Origin of the sequence: Brevibacillus sp. HD3.3A (assembly GCF_013284375.2) — a bacterium.
GTDB classification, from domain to species: domain Bacteria; phylum Bacillota; class Bacilli; order Brevibacillales; family Brevibacillaceae; genus Brevibacillus; species Brevibacillus parabrevis.
This window is the reverse complement of record NZ_CP085874.1, coordinates 2,824,568-2,844,215: the sequence shown is the minus strand read 5'-3', so window position 1 is coordinate 2,844,215 and position 19,648 is coordinate 2,824,568. Positions and strand designations below refer to the sequence as shown.

20 protein-coding genes are annotated in these 19,648 nt (G+C 52.8%); 5 read left to right on the top strand and 15 right to left on the bottom strand.

What is annotated here, in order from left to right:
• Positions 1-61 precede the first annotated feature (61 nt).
• The 5 genes from HP435_RS14005 to HP435_RS13985 all read right to left on the bottom strand — a co-directional run bounded on the left by HP435_RS14005 (position 62) and on the right by HP435_RS13985 (position 3,156).
• Positions 62-472 carry a DUF2268 domain-containing putative Zn-dependent protease gene (locus HP435_RS14005; RefSeq protein ID WP_173598759.1) on the bottom strand — a complete coding sequence of 137 codons (411 nt, stop codon included), beginning with the start codon at positions 470-472 and terminating at the stop codon, positions 62-64.
• Between the two features lie 52 nt (positions 473-524).
• Entirely contained in the window at positions 525-1,385 is an 861-nt protein-coding gene (gene kynA, locus HP435_RS14000) for a tryptophan 2,3-dioxygenase (RefSeq protein ID WP_122963353.1), read from the bottom strand.
• Positions 1,386-1,578: 193 nt separating this feature from the next.
• Positions 1,579-1,857, bottom strand: coding sequence for a hypothetical protein (locus HP435_RS13995; protein ID WP_229049908.1), 279 nt, complete (start codon positions 1,855-1,857; stop codon positions 1,579-1,581).
• A 144-nt stretch (positions 1,858-2,001) separates the two neighbouring features.
• Positions 2,002-2,457 (bottom strand): DUF2716 domain-containing protein, encoded by a 456-nt coding sequence (locus HP435_RS13990; protein ID WP_173598758.1) that lies wholly within the window; start codon positions 2,455-2,457, stop codon positions 2,002-2,004.
• An 87-nt stretch (positions 2,458-2,544) separates the two neighbouring features.
• Entirely contained in the window at positions 2,545-3,156 is a 612-nt protein-coding gene (locus tag HP435_RS13985; RefSeq protein WP_173598757.1) for a DedA family protein, read from the bottom strand.
• Between the two features lie 253 nt (positions 3,157-3,409).
• On the opposite strand from HP435_RS13985, the gene HP435_RS13980 reads away from it, so the two are divergent.
• The gene (locus HP435_RS13980) at positions 3,410-3,907 is read left to right on the top strand and encodes a cation:proton antiporter regulatory subunit (RefSeq protein ID WP_122963355.1); all 498 of its coding nucleotides are present in this window, start codon (positions 3,410-3,412) and stop codon (positions 3,905-3,907) included.
• A gap of 1 nt (position 3,908) precedes the next feature.
• Positions 3,909-5,162, top strand: a complete 1,254-nt coding sequence (locus tag HP435_RS13975) for a cation:proton antiporter (RefSeq protein WP_122963356.1) — start codon at positions 3,909-3,911, stop codon at positions 5,160-5,162.
• A 111-nt stretch (positions 5,163-5,273) separates the two neighbouring features.
• On the opposite strand, the gene HP435_RS13970 is transcribed toward HP435_RS13975, so the two are convergent.
• The 4 genes from HP435_RS13970 to HP435_RS13955 all read right to left on the bottom strand — a co-directional run bounded on the left by HP435_RS13970 (position 5,274) and on the right by HP435_RS13955 (position 11,305).
• Positions 5,274-6,911 (bottom strand): SagB family peptide dehydrogenase, encoded by a 1,638-nt coding sequence (locus HP435_RS13970; protein WP_173598756.1) that lies wholly within the window; start codon positions 6,909-6,911, stop codon positions 5,274-5,276.
• A 27-nt stretch (positions 6,912-6,938) separates the two neighbouring features.
• Positions 6,939-8,879 carry a TOMM precursor leader peptide-binding protein gene (locus HP435_RS13965; protein WP_173598755.1) on the bottom strand — a complete coding sequence of 647 codons (1,941 nt, stop codon included), beginning with the start codon at positions 8,877-8,879 and terminating at the stop codon, positions 6,939-6,941.
• Positions 8,836-10,833, bottom strand: a complete 1,998-nt coding sequence (locus tag HP435_RS13960; RefSeq protein ID WP_173598754.1) for a putative thiazole-containing bacteriocin maturation protein — start codon at positions 10,831-10,833, stop codon at positions 8,836-8,838. The genes HP435_RS13965 and HP435_RS13960 overlap by 44 nt, the downstream gene beginning before the upstream one ends.
• A 193-nt stretch (positions 10,834-11,026) precedes the next feature.
• Positions 11,027-11,305: a heterocycloanthracin/sonorensin family bacteriocin gene (locus HP435_RS13955; protein ID WP_122963360.1), complete on the bottom strand. Its 279-nt coding sequence runs from the start codon at positions 11,303-11,305 to the stop codon at positions 11,027-11,029.
• A 227-nt stretch (positions 11,306-11,532) separates the two neighbouring features.
• Between HP435_RS13955 and HP435_RS13950 the strand changes: the two genes are divergently transcribed.
• A complete protein-coding gene (locus tag HP435_RS13950; protein ID WP_167470248.1) occupies positions 11,533-12,168 on the top strand; it encodes a TVP38/TMEM64 family protein in 636 nt (211 codons plus the stop codon).
• A 146-nt stretch (positions 12,169-12,314) separates the two neighbouring features.
• Here the strand turns inward: HP435_RS13950 and HP435_RS13945 are convergent, their stop codons facing one another.
• Positions 12,315-12,539 (bottom strand): helix-hairpin-helix domain-containing protein, encoded by a 225-nt coding sequence (locus HP435_RS13945; RefSeq protein ID WP_173595924.1) that lies wholly within the window; start codon positions 12,537-12,539, stop codon positions 12,315-12,317.
• Positions 12,540-12,560: 21 nt separating this feature from the next.
• Positions 12,561-13,508, bottom strand: coding sequence for a helix-turn-helix transcriptional regulator (locus HP435_RS13940; RefSeq protein ID WP_173598753.1), 948 nt, complete (start codon positions 13,506-13,508; stop codon positions 12,561-12,563).
• 110 nt (positions 13,509-13,618) lie between these two features.
• On the opposite strand from HP435_RS13940, the gene HP435_RS13935 reads away from it, so the two are divergent.
• Both HP435_RS13935 and HP435_RS13930 read left to right on the top strand, forming a co-directional pair.
• Entirely contained in the window at positions 13,619-14,434 is an 816-nt protein-coding gene (locus HP435_RS13935; protein ID WP_173598752.1) for an alpha/beta fold hydrolase, read from the top strand.
• A 62-nt stretch (positions 14,435-14,496) separates the two neighbouring features.
• Positions 14,497-15,501, top strand: coding sequence for a phosphotransferase (locus HP435_RS13930; RefSeq protein ID WP_122963365.1), 1,005 nt, complete (start codon positions 14,497-14,499; stop codon positions 15,499-15,501).
• A gap of 222 nt (positions 15,502-15,723) precedes the next feature.
• Here HP435_RS13930 and HP435_RS13925 read toward each other — a convergent pair whose 3' ends face one another.
• The 4 genes from HP435_RS13925 to HP435_RS13910 all read right to left on the bottom strand — a co-directional run bounded on the left by HP435_RS13925 (position 15,724) and on the right by HP435_RS13910 (position 19,539).
• On the bottom strand, positions 15,724-16,335 hold the full coding sequence (locus tag HP435_RS13925; RefSeq protein ID WP_122963367.1) for a DUF4304 domain-containing protein: 612 nt from the start codon (positions 16,333-16,335) through the stop codon (positions 15,724-15,726).
• Between the two features lie 655 nt (positions 16,336-16,990).
• Positions 16,991-17,335 carry a hypothetical protein gene (locus tag HP435_RS13920; protein WP_173598751.1) on the bottom strand — a complete coding sequence of 115 codons (345 nt, stop codon included), beginning with the start codon at positions 17,333-17,335 and terminating at the stop codon, positions 16,991-16,993.
• Positions 17,336-17,368: 33 nt separating this feature from the next.
• Positions 17,369-17,944, bottom strand: coding sequence for a hypothetical protein (locus HP435_RS13915; protein WP_173598750.1), 576 nt, complete (start codon positions 17,942-17,944; stop codon positions 17,369-17,371).
• A 116-nt stretch (positions 17,945-18,060) separates the two neighbouring features.
• Positions 18,061-19,539, bottom strand: a complete 1,479-nt coding sequence (locus HP435_RS13910; RefSeq protein WP_122963370.1) for an Lsa family ABC-F type ribosomal protection protein — start codon at positions 19,537-19,539, stop codon at positions 18,061-18,063.
• Between the last annotated feature and the right edge of the window lie 109 nt (positions 19,540-19,648).

The following is a 19,648-nucleotide window of genomic DNA, read 5'->3' as shown; positions in this document are numbered from 1 at the left end:
AATCATTTCTCGACGTTCTTCTGAAAATGGGACTGCGACTGCTTACAGTCCAAAAAATGGCTCATCTAAAAAATAATAAGCAAAATGATCTTGGTAAATGAAGGGTATTTGTGCCCAATATTAGGAAGAATATGTGAAAATTTGCGCTTGGAGTCCTGTTGCGCGGTAATTTGGGGTGGGATGTTTGCACTTCGCGGAGCAGCTCTTCCGGTGAGGTCGCGGTCCATTGCTCTACTGTCAAGTCGGGATGATCATGTAAAAACGTCTGCACCAGCCTGTAGCCTTCGCTGTAGCCGAACACTTGCGGAATGCCATCCTGGCCGCCAAACATGATCTTTTGCTGCAACGCAAGCTGGGTGGAGTCCAGATGCTGTAGCATGGTGCGCCTGCTTTCTACCTGTTCGTCGTCCGGGAAGGTATCGATGATATTGAAAAGAGCCGTTTCAATAGAAACAAGCGTGATCGAACACATCTGTCCGCACGCCTGTATGGTGTAGCCTTTTACAGTTCTCTCCTGGTTTGTTCTACAGCTGCGTGCGCAAGCTCCACAGCTCAGGGAAGAAACGATGGTCCAGCGCTCTGCGCAAATAGCCGACGCCGGAAGAACCGCCTGTACCTTGCTTTTGTCCAATAATCCGCTCCACGGTCGTCATATGGTTGAAGCGCCACTGTTGCTGTTGGCTGGCGATATCGACAAGCTTTTCCGCCAGCTCGTACAAATCCCAATATTGATTCACATTGCGGTACACGGTCAGCCATGCTTGCTCGACACTATGATTCGGCTGGTACGGCTGCGACCAGTCGCGTTCCAGGCACTCGGCGTCAATCGGCAAGCCCCGCGCCGCCATCTCCTTGATCGCCGCATCGTAAATGCTGGGAGCATGCAAAACCGCGTCCAGCTTGGCATGAAGCTCAGGCTGATGCTCGTACACAGCCAGCACATGGCCGTTTTTGTAGCCAAGCGTAAATTCGATCAGCCTGTTTTGAAACGATTGAAACCCGGACGAATGCCCCAACTTGTCGCGGAACTGCAAGTAATCCGCAGGCGTGAGCGTCGAGAGCACGTCCCACGATTTAATCAGCTGCTGCTGAATCCGCGACACCCGGGAAAACATCTTGAAGGCAGGCTCCAGCTCGTGCTTCGAAATACAGTCCATGGCAGCGCCCAATTCATGCAAAATTTGCTTCATCCACAGCTCGCTTACCTGGTGAATGATGATGAACAGCATCTCGTCATGATGAGTGGAGAGCCGCTCCTGACTCGCCAAAATCTTGTCCAGATGCAAATAGTCGCCGTACGTCATTTCTTTTTGAAAATCGGTATGGATTTCCTTTTCCAGCGAGGTCTTGTCTTGTTCGTTGCTTTCGTGTTGGTGGGGATTCATCTGTGATGGCCTCCTTTTTTGGGTGGAGAGGGAATGGATGTGATGTATGCGCTTTCATAAGTTGTGTTTAAATTCTGATAGCACTATGTTTTATTTCTTCTTGGGCGGGTTTGTTCCTGCTGGTTTTGGCGGATTTTTGCCGAGTGGACTTTCTGGAGGTACTAGGTAGCATGCGTCTTGCAAAAAATTGGTCTTAGACGTTACAGGAAGCGATAAAACCGTTTTTAATGAAGCGAGTATCTTCCATAAAGAAGAAATCGGCATAAAACTTCATTTTCTTGGCTGTCTGCAGTTTATTTAATCTGCCAGTTATCATTCGCTTGATTCCAAGAGAGCTACGTTCGCCAGCCGCGTGAACTTCTACGTAAATCTCCCAGTAATCATAGTTTGGAAAATCCTCTTCCCAAATTTTCGAGATTTGTTTACCTTCTCGCGCTAATCGAATTATTTTTTCAGAATCTCTTTGATCCATTCTGATCCCTCCAAGGAGTCGTTTCTGTATCTCTTGTACTATTCGTTGAATATTTCCAAATACCTACATCATTCGACTGATATAAAACGACAAAACCTCCTGATCAGATGATCAAGAGGTATCGTAAGACTTGCTGCGCACTAGCTACCCAAATATAGTTGGTCGATCAGCTTCAAACTGATGAATGAGCGTCTCTCCAAACAAACTAATGGAATGTTCCCAAGGGTGCCCTAAATATCCCCACTTAAAATCTTTATGCAAAAAGAAACAATAGTCCCCATCTGGGTAAAACCCTATCCTTGCCCCGACATCGCCGCGCTCCCGATGCGGATAATAGAGGTAGCATTGGTGCTGCCAATCCAGTGCGTAGATATATTCTTCCGGCACAGTGATCGCTCTTAGACAGCTAATGCACTTTTCCTCAAGATCATCGATATCTGCATCCGTATATTCAGTAACATCATAAGTAACGAAAGGGGACGGTAACCGAAAGGAAGGCCAATCACTGCTATGGATACTTGGTTTGAATTTGAAATCCTCGTACATTTTATCCCAAGCCAGACGATACTGATCACTCGTCATAGGAATCCAACTATTCATGTTACATCCCCCCAAAATCGATTCTCCCGCAACAACAAGAAAAGTGGCTCTTAACCAACAACCAAACAACTCCCCAAACCCAACCACTCACCCTCCACCCCGACGCTTCCGCACAAACACCACCAAAAAACCCACCCCTACTACACCAATCCCTATGTACACAAACTTCGAATACACATCCATCACGTGCAAAACCTGCTCCCACGACTCGCCAAGCAGCGCCCCCACCAGCACCAGGGCAATATTCCACAGCAACGTCCCGATCGTCGTAAACAGCAAAAACAACGGCAAGCCCATCCCGGTCATGCCAGCCGGGATGGAAATGAGGCTGCGCACGAGCGGAATCATCCGGCAGAACAGGATCGTCCAGTAGCCGTATTTGTCAAACCAGGCGTCCGCTTTCTGGATGTCTGTCTTTTTGATCCGCAGCAAGTGCCCGTACCGCTCCACGACCTTTTCGATTTTGCTCACATCCAGATAGCGGCCAATTGCGTACAGCAGGACCGCCCCCAGCACCGAGCCCAATGTCGCCGCCAAAATGACACCAGGCACCGTCAAGGTCGTGCGCGTCGTCATAAAGCCGCCGAACGTCAAAATGACTTCTGACGGGATCGGCGGAAACACGTTTTCCAGCGCCATCATCAGGAAAATGCCCAGATAGCTGTATTGTTCAATAAAATGCGTCAGCCAGTTTTGCATGCTACCCCTCTTTTATCTCATCCGAAGCTTTTTCTTCAAGTATAGAGACGATTTCCTTCCAGTTCAAATGGAAAGCGAACCGAAGGAAGCAAAAGTTTGTCCGCCTGAATCAGACCTCAAATGAAATGTGTCATATTTTTTGCAAACTGTTTCGAAATGTAGACTTTTCGCATCATTTAAGTATATGATTATATTAGCAAACAATTATTTATTTGTCGAAATTAGTGGATTCCACTTTTAGGAGGCGTACACAATGTTGAATATCAGGGAATCGGATTTGCCGGGAATCGGGCGCAAATACCAGGTGGAGACAAGAAACGGCGACAAGCTGATTATTATCCTCCACGACGACGGGCAAAGGGAGATTTACCATTTTGACAAAGACGACTGGGATGAAAGCATCTCCATGGTCACTCTGGATGATCAGGAATCGCGCCAGCTGGCCGGAATTATTGGCGGGATGACCTACAAGCCAAAAGCGCTGGAAACGATTGAGATGGCTCTCGATCAGCTCGTGATTGAATGGTACAAAATCGAGCCGGGGGCCGCGTGCATCGGAAAATCCATTGGGGAACTGGACATTCGCCAGCGAACAGGTGCTACGATCATCGCCATTATCGAGAAAAACCAAAAGCAAAAAGTGAGTCCGGGACCGGAATGCGTCCTGACGGCAGGCGTTACGTTAGTTGTGGCAGGCGAGAGAGGGCAGGTGAAAGTGTTAAAATCTACACTCATAACAGGGGGGGCTTGATTTGGAACACATCGTCTTTGAAATTGGTCTGGCTATCGGTTTAATCGCAATTGCCGGGTTTATCTCGCAAAAACTCCGCTTTTCCATCGTACCGTTCTACATCCTCATCGGCATGGCCGTAGGGCCGCACGCCGCCTCGATCGGCTTGATCGATTTTCGATTTATTGAAAGCGAACCGCTCATTGACTTCATGGGTCGGATGGGTGTTTTGTTCCTCTTGTTTTACGTCGGGCTTGAATTTTCGGTTGGCCGTCTGATCAAGGCAGGACGCTCTATTGCGATCGGCGGCACTATCTATATAGGCATCAACTTTACGCTTGGTCTGCTCTTCGGCTACTTTGCCGGGGTTCCGTTCAAAGAAATTCTCATCATTGCCGGAATTACGACCATCTCCTCTACCGCTATCGTGGCAAAAGTGCTGGTCGATCTCAAACGGACCGCCAATCCGGAGACGGAAATGATTCTCGGAATGATCATGTTTGACGATTTGTTCCTCGCTGTTTACTTGTCGATCATGTCCGGTCTCGTGCTCAGCGGTGCAACTTCTGTCGTTGGCGTGCTCACCTCTGCGCTGATTGCACTCGGCTATATGCTTCTGTTCATCATTGTCGGGCGCAAGCTGGTTCCGTTGCTCAATCGCGGGCTCAATATCAAATCGAATGAACTTTTCATGTTGACGGTCTTTGCAGGTCTGTTCCTCGTAGCCGGCTTCTCGGAAACCATCCACGTAGCCGAGGCGATTGGAGCCTTGCTCGTCGGTCTGGTCCTTGCAGAAACGGTCCATATGAAGAGAATTGAGCACATGATTCTCCCCTTCCGCGACTTTTTTGGCGCCATGTTCTTTTTCAGCTTCGGCTTATCCATTGATCCGCTTCAGCTTGGCGGAGCGGTCTGGCTTTCCCTGGCAGCCGTCGCCATTACCCTGATCGGGAACTACACGGCAGGGCTTTTGGCTGGCCGCAGCGCAGGCTTGTCGGCACGCGCCTCCTCGAATATCGGGTTGACGATTACCGCACGCGGGGAATTTTCCATTCTCATTGCAAATATGGGCAAGGCAGGCGGACTGTTGGAAATTTTGCAGCCATTTACGGCGCTTTACGTACTCATTCTGGCGATTCTTGGCCCCGTATTGACCAAAGAGTCCAAGCATATCCACAATTTGCTGTGCAAAGTGGTTCCTCTGGAGAAAATGTTCCAAAAAAGAGGCGCAACCGCTCCGGCTGCCGCGCAAAAAACGGAGAACCATTCGGGATAACCACACTTTGACGCCAGCACTCTGCAACTAGCTGTACACAAAAAAACAGGATGCCCCCGCTGCGAACATACACGTCACGGGAGTGATCCTGTTTTTTTGACTTCTCCTTTTCTAGCCATGCAAGCTCCCCTGCAACCGCGCCCGCTGGCGGTAAAAGCCGACAGGCACTTGGATGAGACACGTCTTGCTTTCCTGCGGCAAGCCGTAAATCTCGTCGCTGCTCGCCACATCGTACCCAAGCAACGGATGTCCGCCCAATCCGCAGGAAAAGGCAGCGAGCAATAGCGCGTGCAAGGCGATCCCCGCCTGCATCTGCTGAATGCGATAGCCGCGATACCCCCAGCGCTCCAGCAGATGGTTGCTTTCCCCTGCGATATGAAAGCAAAGCGGCACCTGGTACAGACTGACATTGTCGAGGGTCATTCCGGCTTGCAGTTCTGCCCGCTGGTCGCCGTGCCGCCGCTGTGTCAACAAGCCGCTTGCGGGATCGCAAAAGTACGCCCCGTCCTCCATTTCGTCCACCTGGTGAAGACAGACGCAATACGCCAAACATCCGTTGTTCTCGTGTCCCAGGTCATGCTGGTAGTGCAAGGCTGTATACGCACGCCGCACAAGCGTTTCCAACTCTTCTCGCGTCAGCTTGCCCGCGACAAAATCCAGCTCCGGCGAAATTCGGCTGCGGCAAAATTCCGCGAAATCCAGCGCTGGCAGCCTGTCTTTTGCCGCTTCTGTCTCTCCGGGCTTTCCCCGCAGTTTTCCGCCGTCTTTTTCCGCACCAAACGGTCTTTCAGACACAGTCTCCCTGACAAAACAGTCCGTTGACTCATACAGCGCAGCCTGGTGCATCTGGCGTAGCAAAGGGTAGTCTTTTCGCGCGTTCGAACCGATCTGATGGCGGTGGCTCAACGGCTGTAGCGATTGCACGAGCTGTTCCGCCGAGACAGACTCTTGCGCATCCGCGCTGCTCTCAGTCAATGTTAATGCCGAGTCTGCCGTTGTCTCGCCTGTCTGCTGCGGATTCAATGCCAGCCCAAGCGGCAGGATTGCATACACGCTTTCTTCGTTCCCGTCCAAGCCGAGCAGCCCGTTGACAGCCCGATCCAGAAACAAGTAGTGGACACTGGCCTGAATGCCATACTTATCGGCCAAAGCCAGCCATTGCCCGAGCAGCACACCCGTATCCAACCCTTGCAAACGGTACGAGAAAAGATCGTATTTAAAAGCATTTTTCCAAAAGTAAGTGGACACGAAAACAACTCCAAAGCAGTCGCGTAGCGCAAAGCGCTGGCCGAGCGAGCTGGTTACATAATCAGCGAAGTCTCCCTCGCGCAACAGAACGAGGCGATGATGCGCCACATCGTAATGATAAATCCCTTGCCTCAAATACGAGAGCTTCAGATACAAATACACCTCGTTCGGGTACAGCGCTCCGCCGGAAGGAATCGCCCTGCGGTACGACTGAACGAAAAAGCTCTCTTCTTCCGGGGCCCCTTGCCCGAAAGTCATCTGGCTGACTTTTGTCAATCCGTACGCGTAATAAAGCATGCTGCCCAGTTGGACAAGCGACGGCTCCTCTGTGATCTGTTCGCCTATGAGCGACAAAGCGACTTCCCCGGGCAGCGTTACGGCAGGCAAGCCTTTGTACAGCTTGTATGGCAGTGGCGCATCGTCCCAATTCACTTCCAGATCGGGCGGCCGGACTTTTTCGGTAGCAAAATGCAAGTCGTGCAAAAACGTCGCAAGCTTCATCACTCGCCCTCCCTTTGTGCCATGCTTTTACGGAAACGGGTGAGGATGCGGGTTCAACTGATCCAAAGCAAGCGGTTGTTTGGCATAGCCTAGCGTGACAGGCACGTGCAGCACGCGTTTCAGATTGGTCACTCGCGTCTGATGCTGTCCGAACGTCATGGGCAGCATTCCCGGAATCAGTACGCGCACGCAGGACAACCCGATGCGGCTCACTTCCGGTGTCGTCTGGTCGATGACAATGACGTCGAGCTCCAGCTTGCGAAACACTTGCAAAATGTCCTTCAGGTCGTCTGTCAAATCGGTGTGGCCGCCTTGCCAGGAAAAAGCTTCCGCAAAAGACTGCATCGGTCTGTTGTTCCCAAGCAAAAAGTCGAGACGCTCTGCCGCCTCTGGCAAGCCGTAAAGCATGGCGTGGTCATCCATTTTTTTCACCAGCGACGAGTCGTGGTACATCCGCAAATACGCGGCGCGATTCGCTTCAAATTTGTCGTGCAGCGTATTCAGCATGGCAGCCGTCTCGTGAAGGGCGCCCTTGACGGCGCGAACCGGATCAGGGTGCGCACCACCCGCGCAGACGAGATGCAGTCCTGTCTGTTTCTTATTTTTCGCGATCGTCCACACGCTGGGAATCCCGTTTTCCATCGTCGCGTTGTACAAAAACAGCTCGTAGTCGGTGACAGACTGGAGCCGTGCGATCATCAGTTCCAGCTCCGTATCGCCAGATGTGTGCGGATCGAGTCGCGGCAGCGGCAGTTGCGCATACCACGTCAGCAAAAACGCATCGCGCTCCACCACTTCCATGATTCCGTAAAAGATCGCTTCCTCCAGACTGCCGCCGATCGCACAGCCATTCGACGTCTCAAATACGGTGCCGTCACCGAAGCCAAGGCTGTAGTAAGCCATCCGTTCGGGAACGAGCACGGGCCGCTCGCGGATGCAGGAATAGCCCCAAACCCAGTTTAACGGCCGTTTCGGATCAAACGGTTGAAAAGGAAATCCCGGCAGCGCATACTGCTCTTTTGAATGGACGCCGGCAGTGACCGGATTGAGCGCCTGCTCCCCCAGGTTGGCGTAACAATCGTACACGACTGTCTTTTTGCCGCGCGGCGTCAGTCCGCAATATCGTTCCAGCCCTTCCAAAATCGCCGTCCCTTCACTATGGACGTAAGAATGGGAGCGGCCTGCCGTCGCTTCGTCATGGGGGAACAAAGGCAAATTGACGCTGACATCGGAAAAGACGGAGACAAGGTCGCGCATTTTCCCGTTAAAAAAGCCTGTTCTCGCATCTACATAGTCGGAGCGGAGCGCTTGCTTCCAATCGTCCAGCGACTTCACGCGGTAGCTTGTCGGGGAAGGCTTGGGATTCGGCTGCCAAGTAAATGTGGCCAGTTCTGGCGCGTCATCCGGCAGACACCCGCAATGACCGCAAAGCGGATCAGCCAGGAAAAAGTGCCGGGAGCTTGCCAGCGTCTGCAAGTCGAGCAACTGGATATGTTCGTGCAGACGGGCTTGCTGGCGGCTGGCTATTCGCTGTACCTCGTCAATTACATAGTGACACACCTGCCATAATCCCGTTCGCGACGACCACATGTCGACTGCCGTTCCGCCTTCCTCTGTAAGCTGGAACTGGTACTCCCACATTTCTTTGCGATCGCGCCCAGCCATGAGCCGCCGCATGTCCGCGCACTGGGAACAGCCAGGCACGCCCGGACGAACGAGCGGCCCGATCACGGCTTCGCCAAACGAAACGAACGCCCTCAGCCACGGAATCCCGGATGCCTGGAAAAGCTTTTCGGCTTCCGTATGCTCATGCGGCCGCCATCCGTCTTGCAGCACAAGCGCCAAATCAATCTGTTCGTCGATCGGTTTCAGGGTACGCTGCCGGATCACGCGATATTGTTTCGGAAGCTGCATGAAGACGAGATCAGCCAGCAGTCCTTCGCCCACAATCATAATCTCCATGCTCATGCCCCTCCTCCGCTCGCAATGCAAGGGCGATCACCCTTGACAAATCTTCCTGCAAAAACGTCTCTACAGCCGCATTGCGCAGCACAGGCACCAGCCGTTCCTTGGCAAGGACGTCCCGCGCCTGCTGCCAAAGCGCTTCCTCGCTCTCCGGAAAAGGCGGAAGTTCCACTTGCTGTTCGCGCTCATCCAGAGCAACCTCCAGAGCCTTTACCGCATAGGCGATCTGCTCATCCGGCACTCCTTGGCTGTTTTGCAGCGCCGTTTGCAGTGCCTTGCGCAACGCGAGCGTATCGTGCAAGCCTACGCTGCCGTACCAACCGTTCTCCGTTCCTACCCAGTACACCGGAAATCCGCACAAATTCGCTCCTTTGGCGATTTTATGCCCTTGCTTCTGGAGCGCCAGCGCACGCGCGTAAAACAAACACGGCTCGTCTTGCCCCGTCCACTGCACGAGAGCGGCTGCTGGCGGCTGCTCCCGCACTTCTTTTGCCAATACAGCTTGCAAATAGTGCTCCAAAGCCCGGCACGCTGCTTCTGCCGCCGATTCTCCCGCGCCAATCGCAAAACCGATCTCCCCCGCACTGTCCGGCATAGAGGGGGCATCATCGTGCAGATGAATGCCAGCCGCCTGGATGCCGCATGCGCTCATCAGGCGCGAAACGTACATCTCCGTCCCTGTCAATCCCGCTTCCTTGCGCGCTTCCTCATGCGTATACCCCGGGCAAATGCGGACAGGCAACAGCTCGGCGGGGCCAACTGCAACGGGATCGACCGCCTGCACCTGACACTGGGAGAGCGGAAGTTGCATCAGCTCGCCTTCCTCCCACGTGTGAAAAATGCCGACGTCAGGCGAGGTCCAGGACTGAAAAGCCGCAAGCAAGCCGTCCTTTGGCGATGTAGTCTCTGCGAAAAACGACTGTTCATCAACAGGCAAAAAGCGCGGTTTGCTTTTGACGAGAGGATGCGGCATGGCCGTTCGCCAGCTCCCCGTGAGCGTATCCAGATCGAGCAGAAAAAGCTTGCCCGCCGACTCTGCCTTCACCACGCCAGTCACATGCTTGAACCATTCCATGACCGCCGCGTTTGCCAACAGAGCGGCTGACGTAGCTGTAAAAGGATGATCTTCTGCATTCCCGCTCAAAAAGACCCGATGGAAACGGCGTACGACCGAGTCGAGGCACACGGGCGAAGACGGCTGCATCACCGGGCCTGCAATGCCCTTATGCAAAAGCAAAAACACAGGAATGAACACAATGCCCCGCTCCTGGCAAAGCGCATACACCAGCTCCATCTCGCTGCGATCCCCGGAATCTGAGCCGTACAGCACCGCAGAAACTGGCGCCAGCGTCTTTTCCCAGCAGGCCCGGCTTTGCTCGCGCACGGTTAGTTCTGTCAGCTTGGCCTCGTCATCTTTTTGCCGGACATGTGCATGCAGCTCGGTCAGGCGAGCTTTGTTGACCAGGCTCGCGTCCGTGACGGCGTAATGAACATGCGGGCACCCCGATTCCCACAGCGCATGGATCAGCGCGGGCACAAAGCTCCCGCTCCCTGCAACGAGCGGCTTTTGCTGCCGATACGTCTGGAAAGCATGACCGCCCGAGCCAATCAGGTGATCCAAAAAGGCAATTTGTGCCGAAAACTGCTCCACCACCGCGGGAGAAAGCTCATGCGGCAAATGCTGGCTGACATCTTGGGCAAACCCGTTTTCCAGCAAAAGACTGGCGATTTTATGAATCTGAGCCTGGTACTCCGCTGGCAAATCGTCCGTAATTTCCGCCAGCGTGTGCTCTCCGTTGAAAATGGGCACCAGCTGCGAAACCCATTGATCGATCATTTCTCCTTCCATCCGAAACGTCCCGACGTTATTGCGAAAATACACGCTGCCATCGGGATTGGGCAAAAAGAACGTATCCCGCTTCACTGCAAGACGCATCGCTCGGTTCAGTTTGACCATGCTCCTCCTCCTTGCTTGGCTGCGCTCGCCACTTTATGTGCCATGAAGGTGTCACCGTCATTGTATGAGCGGCTCTTTGTCCGACATGCTATTGCAAATAATGCCGGGAGCACGCTAAAAAAGCCCCAGCCTGGCGCAAGCCAAACCGGAGCTTTGGTTGTGTTGTTGCCGCTGCCAGGATGAGATTCCCCGGCTAAACGCAACGCGCACACGACGTACACGGAAAAAAGCACGGGAAGAAACACGTACCGAAGCAACTGCATGAACAGCTGCACGAACAACTGCAAGAGCAGTTGCACCTTGCACAACCGCCACATCGACCGCAACCGCCGCAGCCTCCACATCGGCCATGACCGCATCGGCCGCGCACCAGCATCGTTTCTTTCTCACTGTTTTTATCCCAGGGGGTCACTCGATCCGCCTTAAATTCAGAAGCTTTCAGTTTCTTCAGCTCTTTTTTGAACTCATTCATTACCAATCACCTCCGCCACTGCATGTAGCTACTCTACATTTATGTGGGGACACTAGGTATTCGTTCCATCCACGACCGCCCATTTTTCGGGTGTGCTGTCGATCCAGGCACAGGCCATGCGTATGCTTCCACACGGACAAGGTGTAAAAATCGGGTCGCTGGCTATAATGTTGTTGATTACCATGCGCTTTCTTTCAAGTGCACGGGAGCGAGGAAAGGGGATCATCATGAAAAAGTGGCTGCTCTTGTTCCTGTATGCGCTCATTTTTGCCATCGGCTTTGTATACAGAGACGTTTTGCTGAACTGGCTCTCCAGCGATTCGCCCGACCTGTTGCCGTTCATGTTTTTGGCTGCCGTTTTTCTCGGCTTGTTTCCCGTTATTCCGTTTGGGATTTTCGCAGGCATGATGGGAGCCAAATTCGGGCCATTTTGGGGAACGCTGATCAACTGGACAGGCTCTGTCGGCTCGGCGTTCCTGTTTTTTCTGTTCATACGCTACGGCTACCAGAAAGCCGGGCGCGATTATTTGACGAAATCTCCCCGGTTGGCTCTGTTTACGCGTGCATTTGAGCAAAACGCCTTCATCGCCGTGCTGTTCGCCCGACTCATCCCGATCATTCCCTCTCCGGTGATCAATATATATGCGGGAATCAGTGCCATCCCGATTTTGTCCTTTGCGCTGGCTACCGCCATCGGAAAAATCCCGACCATGCTGGTGTTCGCCTTTTTGGGCGACCAGCTGTTTCATAATGCCCAGCGCTCGTTCTGGACGCTGTTGTGTTACGCTGGCTTTCTCGGTCTTGCCTATCTTCTCTACCGCGTCTGGCAGGGGCGCAGCAAGAAAGTGAAGGCTCCTTCCTAGTCGTACAGGGCGGCCCACAGGAAACAGACTGATTTCCAAAGACGAAACCGGAATCTCGGGCCGCCACCGACACCCTCATCAGACCAGAATGGCAGGCAAGCGGCTTTTGCGCTAGTACATATTCTTTTCCCGGCGTAACGCCGACATCATGGACGAGTCTCGCTAAACGACATTCCTTTGTCAGCGAGCGCACGTCTGAGCTGTTCAAGTGCTTTTGGCCCCATCCCGTGCAGCTTGCGCACATCTGCCTCGCTCACTGCCGTCAACTGTTTCAACTGATGGTAGCCTGCGTTCGCAAGCGCTCTTTTCGCAGGCTTCGCCAGCTCTTTTGGCAAATCGCTTTCCCGGTCTTCCGCATTTGTGCCCGTCATCTCTGCGCCCCCTTCCCCTCGTTATGGATATTTGCCAGAAAGCTCCGCCAAATAGCTTCTCATGCTTGCCAAAAGCTCCGGTGAATGAGTAACCGTCGCTTCCCGCCCCAGGCCGATGAAAAAGGCGGCGAAAAAATCGCGGTCGCTCTCTGCAATCTGGCCCGAAAGCGATCCTGTTCCATCCGGGCGAATCGTCAGCATCGAGGCAGACCAACGCTCCGCTTCGCACTTTTGCACTCCCACCCTTGTCAGTTCCGCACGGATCCCGATGCTGTTCTTTTCTTCTCCCGCAAGTCTGGACTCCCGATTGTCCAAATGAATATCCCACAAATCAAGCGGTTCTGTCTCTGCACACTCGACAGCCGTTTGAATCCGGTCGCAGCGAAAGACGCGATAGCTGCCAGTTTGAAAACAATAGGCTGGACAGTACCACAGGCCATTTTGCGTGTAAATCCCGATTGGCTGAATGCGACGATTGGTTTGTTTTTCCCGGGATTCGTATGCGATCGCGAGCACCTTTTGGTTCACGGCTGCATCCAAAAGAATCGACAAGTGCGGAGAATCTGCCTGCCTTTTCGGTGTGACAAAATCAACGCGGTGCCTCATCTCGTCGATCCGCTCGCGGACATCTGGCGGCATGTAAGCGTAAAACTTGCTCGTGGCAGACGCCGCTTCCGCTGCAAAAGGCAAAGCGGAGTAATGGCGAAGCGATTGGATCGCAAAAAAGATGGCGACGGCTTCTTCCTCGGAAAAGGCGATAGGCGGCAAAATCCGCTCTTTCAGGACGCGGTAGCCGCCGTGCGGCCCTACTTCGGAATAAAGCGGCACGCCCCACTCGGATAATTCCTGCAAATCTCGCAAAATCGTTCGCTGCGACACGCCAAATTCTTGCGCCAGCTCGCCGACGGTAAATTTGCGTTTCCGGTTGACCGTCATTAACAGTTCCAGCAGTCTTTGTGTTTTCGCCATATCGGTTTCGTCCTTTTTATCTATGACAGCTTTTGTCATGATTATCTGTTATCGTCAAGATAAAGTCCAGTCAGGTGCTCTTTTGGGCACACCATAAGGAGGAATATGCCTTGACCACACAACACCAAGCAGCAACCCGCAAATACTTTTCATCGCAAAACTTGCGTCTCTCTTATCTCGACTTTGGCGGCGACAGCCCCAACGTGCTGCTTTGCTTGCACGGTCACATGAATGATGGGCGTGTGTTTGCGGAATTTGCCAGCAAACTGAGCGGCTGGCGCGTCATTAGCCTGGATCAGCGCGGCCATGGCTGGAGTGAGCATTCGCCGGAAAAAGACTACTCCCGCAACGCCTACGTGCAGGACATTCTCGCTTTCGTCCAAAACGAACTTGGCGGGCAGCAAATCGCCTTGCTCGGCCATTCTCTTGGCGGCCTCAATGCTTATCAATTCGCTGCGCGTTACCCGGCGTATGTAAAAGCGCTGATCGTGGAAGATATCGGAACCGAAATCCATGTTGACCTGTCCTTTGTCGAGCGCCTGCCGCAACGCTCCGCTTCCCTCGAAGAACTGAAACAATCGCTGCGGCAAGTTGGCGTGCGCGCCGTGGATTATTTTGCGGAAAGCGTGTTGGAGGACGAGCACGGCTTCGCTTTTCGCTCTGATCTGTCTGGCATGCGCATCTCGCAGGAGCATTGCAACGGCGAATGGTGGACAGATTGGCTGGCCTCTGCATGCCCCGCTCTGCTCATTCACGGCAAACACAGCTTTGTGATGGACGAAGCACATGCCAAGCTGATGGCCGAACGCAGAGCGAACACCCGGCTTGCCGTGTTTGCCGAGTGCGGGCACGATATTCATTCGTCTGATCCAGACGGGTTTCAGCGGGAAGTGCAAGTATTTCTGGACGAGATCGCCCGCTCATAAAAAGGATTTGCGCCTCCTCAAACGAAATCGTATGGAGTTCATCCAAGGACGGGAGGCGCTCCATGAACAACCATTCCCACTCGCCCGCTGCCGCAGAAGCGATTTTGGCTGACCTGACAGCAGCGGTTCAGCACTATTTCGGCTTGCACATCCGGGAAGCCACACCGATCAACCGGGGTTGGCTCAATTTGAAATGGCACATTCGGACAGAGGAAGGCACATATTTGTTGAAGCAATACAACCAAAAAAGGTTTGCTTTATACGATCCGGCTGATTTGGCTGTCGCTTTTTCCGAGCAAGCGAGACTGCATGCCGCGGGCCTGCCCTGTCCGATGCTGTTCGCCCATGACGGACGATTTTTGCTGGAATCCGCTCACGGAGAGCGCTTTCTGGTCATGGAATTTTGCGAGGGGCAGTTGGTGTCGCCGGGGAAAGCTTCACAGGCGCAGATGTACGATCTGGGCCGAGTGACCGGGCGGATGCACCATTTGCTGAACGACGGATCGATTGCGATTGCAGGCCAGAAACAGCCGCAGTTCGTTCCCCCGGAGCGGGCACAGCGACTGGCCCATTGGCACTCTGTTTGGCAAAATGTGCAGCATGCGGGGAAAACCGAGCTGCAAGGATTCGTAGAACAGCAAATCATCGCGACGGAAAAGCTTGAGTTGTCGCCTTTCGAAGCTTTGCACAGCGGATGGGCTCACCGCGATTTATGGGTGGACAACTTGCTGTTCGCTGCGGATCGCGTCACCGCCGTGCTCGACTTTGACCGGATGAAATACGACTACCCACAGCTCGATGTGGCGAGAGCGATCCTGTCTTGCGCGCTGGACGAGCAGCTTGACCCGGCGCTTGCGCGGGCATTCCTATCCGGCTACAAGGAAGTGCGCCCAGTGGAACATGGCTATTTGACGACTAGAATCCAGCTGTTGTGGTACTTGGAAAGCGTTTGGTGGATTACGGCAGACATGGATCGGCACAGTGCCCCGCCCGCCCGTTTTGCCAAAGAAATGATCTGGCTCGCTAAGCATCTCGACAGCTTGCCTGATTTGCTGGGCGATTTGTAGTTTACAGAATAAAATTATGGTTAACTTTATGTTGCAAATACTAAAAGCGGTTACTGCTCGTTAACGCGTAATAAGCAAAGTGCAAAGAGCCTCCATTTGATGTGGAGGCTTCTCTGTCTTTTCGGTTATGGCTCATGACTTTGCTTCCTTTTGCTATCGTTCTGCACTTCAGTCAGCTACCGTTCCCCGCAAGGTTCACCTCCTAAAACTAAAAGGTTCCCCCTACAGCTTCGTAAACTCCACTCCATACTGCTTAAATATCGCCTCATATTGCTTTTCAAATATCGTCCATCGCTGTTCTGCCCCATGCTTTTCCTGCAACGCCTGCAAATACTGTTTGGCCGCTGCTACATCATTCGTTTGCAACAGCAAATGAAAGCTCTCTTCGCCCAAATGCAAAAACGGGCCTGACGTGTAATAATCCACGATGGACCTGGCACTGGTCATCGTACGATAGAATTGAACAACTTGTTGCAATCCACTTAACAGCGTTTTGCGTACGTCATCCATTTTCGTATCAGCAGTGATGGCAAAGCGATCTGGAGCCACCTCGGCAATTTCCCTGATTCTTGCCCTGAAATGACAATCTGCTTCTTTCGGCTCAGTCAAAACGTCCTTCGCTTGGATCTGCGCCAGCTCCGCCGAATAAATGCCGCAGTTCACATAAAACATGAGATGATCAGCTGAATTGCCAGCGGATTTTTGGAAGTTGAGCATGTAAATGAGATTGTCTGTTATTTTGTAGAAATTCAAACTTTTCTTGACAAAGCCATGCTGCGCAAGGAACGGCTTCACGTCCTGCTTGATCATCTCGTTAAAAAGCTGTTGCAACATACTCCCCCCTGGAAGATACAATTTGTCCATATTATAGCATTTATTTGGCAGCTATCTCACGAAAGGTGCAGCGTATGCCCCTTTCGCCATTGCTTCGATTGGGGAAAGGTGGAAAAATCGGAATCTGAATCAGGAGAAAAACCGTTTAGTAACGGTGCTCCGCCTGTCCGTTCGGCAAAAAATGATCTGGCTGTGCTGATGCCGCAACATCTCGACAGCTTGGCCGACAAATGAGCAGATCGTTGTCTACAGAATGTTATTATGGTAAACAAAAATGATTTGCAGCTGCCCGCAATCCGTAAAGCGACGCCTGCACTCTTCAACGTATACAATCACTGCTCCATAAAAAAACAGCGGTCAACCTGGAGTATGCTGCTGTCATTCCTCCTTGTTGACCGCTGTTCGTTTCTATCACCTTATGGCTCGCCAATATTGCGTGTGCAAGAAGCTGTCTACGTGCACAAGAGGCTGCCTTCGTGTACAAGAAGCTATTTCCGTGTACAAGAAGCTGTCTCCGTGCACGAGAAACTGTCTCCGTGCACAAGAAACTGTCTCCGTGCACAAGAAGCTATCTCCGTGCACAAGAAGCTATCTCCGTGCACAAGAAGCTATCTCCGTGCACAAGAAGCTATCTCCACTTCCAAGACGCTACTACCTACTTGCCTTTTGAAAAAAGCACATCCCCCCGCCACTCAAAACTGAGCGGCGTCCCTTTCTTCTCCGGCTCCCACCCTCGCTGCACGGCTTCGGCGATGATCGCCTCCACATCGGAAGGCTTGATCGCTCGCCGCTCCTGTGCAAGCGGCGAATCGCCTGCCTGCTCCGTCGCCGCAGACATTACGGGCACGTCCGCCTTCATGTACACCCGGATCAACTGTCCGGCCTCCCCGGCGCTCTGAATCGTCACGACAAGCATTCCTTGCCCCGCTGAGCTGACGACCCAGCGGTACGCTTTTTGCTGAACCGTTATGCTCCGCGTTCCTTTTTTCGGTAAAGCCATCTACTCCTCCTGACTTTTCTCGCCCGTTACAGACTACGGGCTGTTTTCATGATGCATCTGCTCCTGCGACCGCTCGCCTGCAACCGGCAGCGCAAATGTCAGCGACTGAAACCAGGCGAAAACGATAATGAGCAGGAGCGCGCTGACAACCGGATGCCTTAGTTTGCCAAAGACGCTTGCCTCATTCGCTTGCTCCACTCCATGCCATCGCTCCATCAGCAACAGACACGCCGTATACAGCATCGCCAAGAAAAACAACAGCGGCTCTGCCTGCTCCAGCGTAATCATCTCGCCGAGCATCGCGCCCATCATGCCAGCCATCAAACCGGATAGCGTCCCTTCCACAATCGTCAGCACGGACAAGCGCAAGCCGAAGACGAATCCGGCAAAAGCGCCGCAAGTCATCCCCCACAGCGTGGAGCGGGACAGATTCCCCTGGAACAGCAGACCGAAAAGCAGACCTGTCAACAAGCCCACCAGCATGGCGACAGCCATCGCGCTCACCATTCCGTGCATCGGCTGGATGTGCGCCCTCCTTCGCCAAACCAAGCCGGTAAACCAGACGTACCCGATCAGTACGAACGCAAATATTTGCCAAACGGCGCTCATGATACCACCTCTACGTATATGTCCCTCCCTACACCGTATGTCCACGAGTGGCAAAACAGGACAAGAACGCGCGGCGAATCAAAGAGATAGCCGACAAAACGGGCACGCCTGACACGTCACAGCTCAACCACTTTCGTCGCGATGTTTTGGCAAAACTCCCGGTCATGCTCGACAAACAAAATCGTCGGCGCATGCTCCAAAAGCAGCTCCTCCAACTGCATGCGCGACAGCACATCGATAAAGTTCAACGGCTCATCCCAAACGTACAAATGCGCCCGCTCGGAAAGACTTTTCGCGATCAGCACCTTTTTCTTTTGCCCGCCGCTGAACGAAGCCATGTCTTTTTCGAATTGCGTTCGGGAAAAGTCCAGCTTGCGCAAAATGGCTTTGAACAAGCTTTCGTCTATGTCGTTGCTTTTCGCATAGGCCGTCAAGCTGCCCTGCAAATGTGACGTATCCTGGGAGACGTAAGAGATTTTCAGCTGGCTTCCTTGGCGAAACGTTCCCGTGTAGCTCACGTCCTCGCCGCAAATCAGCTTGAGAATGCTCGATTTCCCCGAACCATTTTTCCCGGACAGGGCAATTCGCTCGCCTTGTGAAATAGAAAAACGAACGCTGCCCGTCACCTGCTTATCTCCGTAGAAAATCGCCACATCTTCCAACTCGATCAGGCGATCTTTATGATACGTCAACGGAGAGATTTTCAGCGCTTCGCTCTGCTCCACATTTTTCAGCAGCTTCGCCTTGTCCTCGATAGCCGAATGCTGCCTTTGCTCGATCGATTTGGAGCGCTTCATCATTTTCGCTGCCTTGTGACCAATATAGCCTTTGTCGACTTTGGAGCCGGAATTGGTCGTACCGTTTTTCGTTTTTTCCACCTCATGCGACCAGCCGCTGGTGCGCTTCGCGGACTCGGACAGGCGTTTGATGTCTTTTTTCAGCCGCTCGTTTTCAGCCAGCTCAAAGTGATCCTGGCGCTGCTTGTTTTCCCACCAGGTCGAGAAGTTGCCTTTTTGAATCTCGATGTTGGTTTTGTTGATCGACAAAATATGGTCGACGCAATTGTCGAGGAAGGCGCGGTCATGAGACACGAGAATAAAGCCGTGCTTGGTCTGCAAATAGTCGCTGACCAGCTTCCTGCCTTCCATGTCCAGATGGTTCGTCGGCTCGTCAATGAGCAGGAAGCTGTTTTCCTTCAAAAACAGGGCGGCGAGAAGCACCTTGGTCTGTTCGCCGTTGGACAGCGTAGCAAACGGCCGATACAAAACTTCCTCGTCGATTTGCAAATAAGAGAACTCGCGCAAAAGCTCCCACTCCATATAGTCAGGGATTACTTCGCTAATGACATCCGCTGTGTTTTGCTGCTTGTTTTCAATCAGGTACGGAAAATATTCAAACGTCACCTGGGAAGAGATCGTTCCGCTGTACTCGTGGCGACCGAGCAACAGCTGGAGAAACGTCGTCTTTCCCCTTCCGTTTCGTCCGGTAAAGCCGAGCTTCCAGTCCGTATCAATCTGGAAGCTGACATTTTCAAAAATGTGATCAAAACTGCCGTCGTAGGCAAAAGTCAAATTCGTCACTTTGATGGTCGACATACAATCGTCCTCCTTGGAAAAAAATCAAAAAGAGCTGCAAGAAAGTTACTCTCTCGCAGCTCAAATACATATAACAAACCAAACCCCAGCAAGGAGTCAGATTGCATAT

What these genes read in the sequence shown, in the direction of transcription:
- HP435_RS14005 (WP_173598759.1), bottom strand. Translation starts at nt 472, where the DNA reads ATGTGTTCGATCACGCTTGTTTCTATTGAAACGGCTCTTTTCAATATC.
- kynA (WP_122963353.1), bottom strand. Translation starts at nt 1,385, where the DNA reads ATGAATCCCCACCAACACGAAAGCAACGAACAAGACAAGACCTCGCTG.
- HP435_RS13995 (WP_229049908.1), bottom strand. Translation starts at nt 1,857, where the DNA reads ATGGATCAAAGAGATTCTGAAAAAATAATTCGATTAGCGCGAGAAGGT.
- HP435_RS13990 (WP_173598758.1), bottom strand. Translation starts at nt 2,457, where the DNA reads ATGAATAGTTGGATTCCTATGACGAGTGATCAGTATCGTCTGGCTTGG.
- HP435_RS13985 (WP_173598757.1), bottom strand. Translation starts at nt 3,156, where the DNA reads ATGCAAAACTGGCTGACGCATTTTATTGAACAATACAGCTATCTGGGC.
- HP435_RS13980 (WP_122963355.1), top strand. Translation starts at nt 3,410, where the DNA reads ATGTTGAATATCAGGGAATCGGATTTGCCGGGAATCGGGCGCAAATAC.
- HP435_RS13970 (WP_173598756.1), bottom strand. Translation starts at nt 6,911, where the DNA reads ATGAAGCTTGCGACGTTTTTGCACGACTTGCATTTTGCTACCGAAAAA.
- HP435_RS13965 (WP_173598755.1), bottom strand. Translation starts at nt 8,879, where the DNA reads ATGAGCATGGAGATTATGATTGTGGGCGAAGGACTGCTGGCTGATCTC.
- HP435_RS13960 (WP_173598754.1), bottom strand. Translation starts at nt 10,833, where the DNA reads ATGGTCAAACTGAACCGAGCGATGCGTCTTGCAGTGAAGCGGGATACG.
- HP435_RS13955 (WP_122963360.1), bottom strand. Translation starts at nt 11,305, where the DNA reads ATGAATGAGTTCAAAAAAGAGCTGAAGAAACTGAAAGCTTCTGAATTT.
- HP435_RS13950 (WP_167470248.1), top strand. Translation starts at nt 11,533, where the DNA reads ATGAAAAAGTGGCTGCTCTTGTTCCTGTATGCGCTCATTTTTGCCATC.
- HP435_RS13945 (WP_173595924.1), bottom strand. Translation starts at nt 12,539, where the DNA reads ATGACGGGCACAAATGCGGAAGACCGGGAAAGCGATTTGCCAAAAGAG.
- HP435_RS13940 (WP_173598753.1), bottom strand. Translation starts at nt 13,508, where the DNA reads ATGGCGAAAACACAAAGACTGCTGGAACTGTTAATGACGGTCAACCGG.
- HP435_RS13930 (WP_122963365.1), top strand. Translation starts at nt 14,497, where the DNA reads ATGAACAACCATTCCCACTCGCCCGCTGCCGCAGAAGCGATTTTGGCT.
- HP435_RS13925 (WP_122963367.1), bottom strand. Translation starts at nt 16,335, where the DNA reads ATGTTGCAACAGCTTTTTAACGAGATGATCAAGCAGGACGTGAAGCCG.
- HP435_RS13920 (WP_173598751.1), bottom strand. Translation starts at nt 17,335, where the DNA reads ATGGCTTTACCGAAAAAAGGAACGCGGAGCATAACGGTTCAGCAAAAA.
- HP435_RS13915 (WP_173598750.1), bottom strand. Translation starts at nt 17,944, where the DNA reads ATGAGCGCCGTTTGGCAAATATTTGCGTTCGTACTGATCGGGTACGTC.
- HP435_RS13910 (WP_122963370.1), bottom strand. Translation starts at nt 19,539, where the DNA reads ATGTCGACCATCAAAGTGACGAATTTGACTTTTGCCTACGACGGCAGT.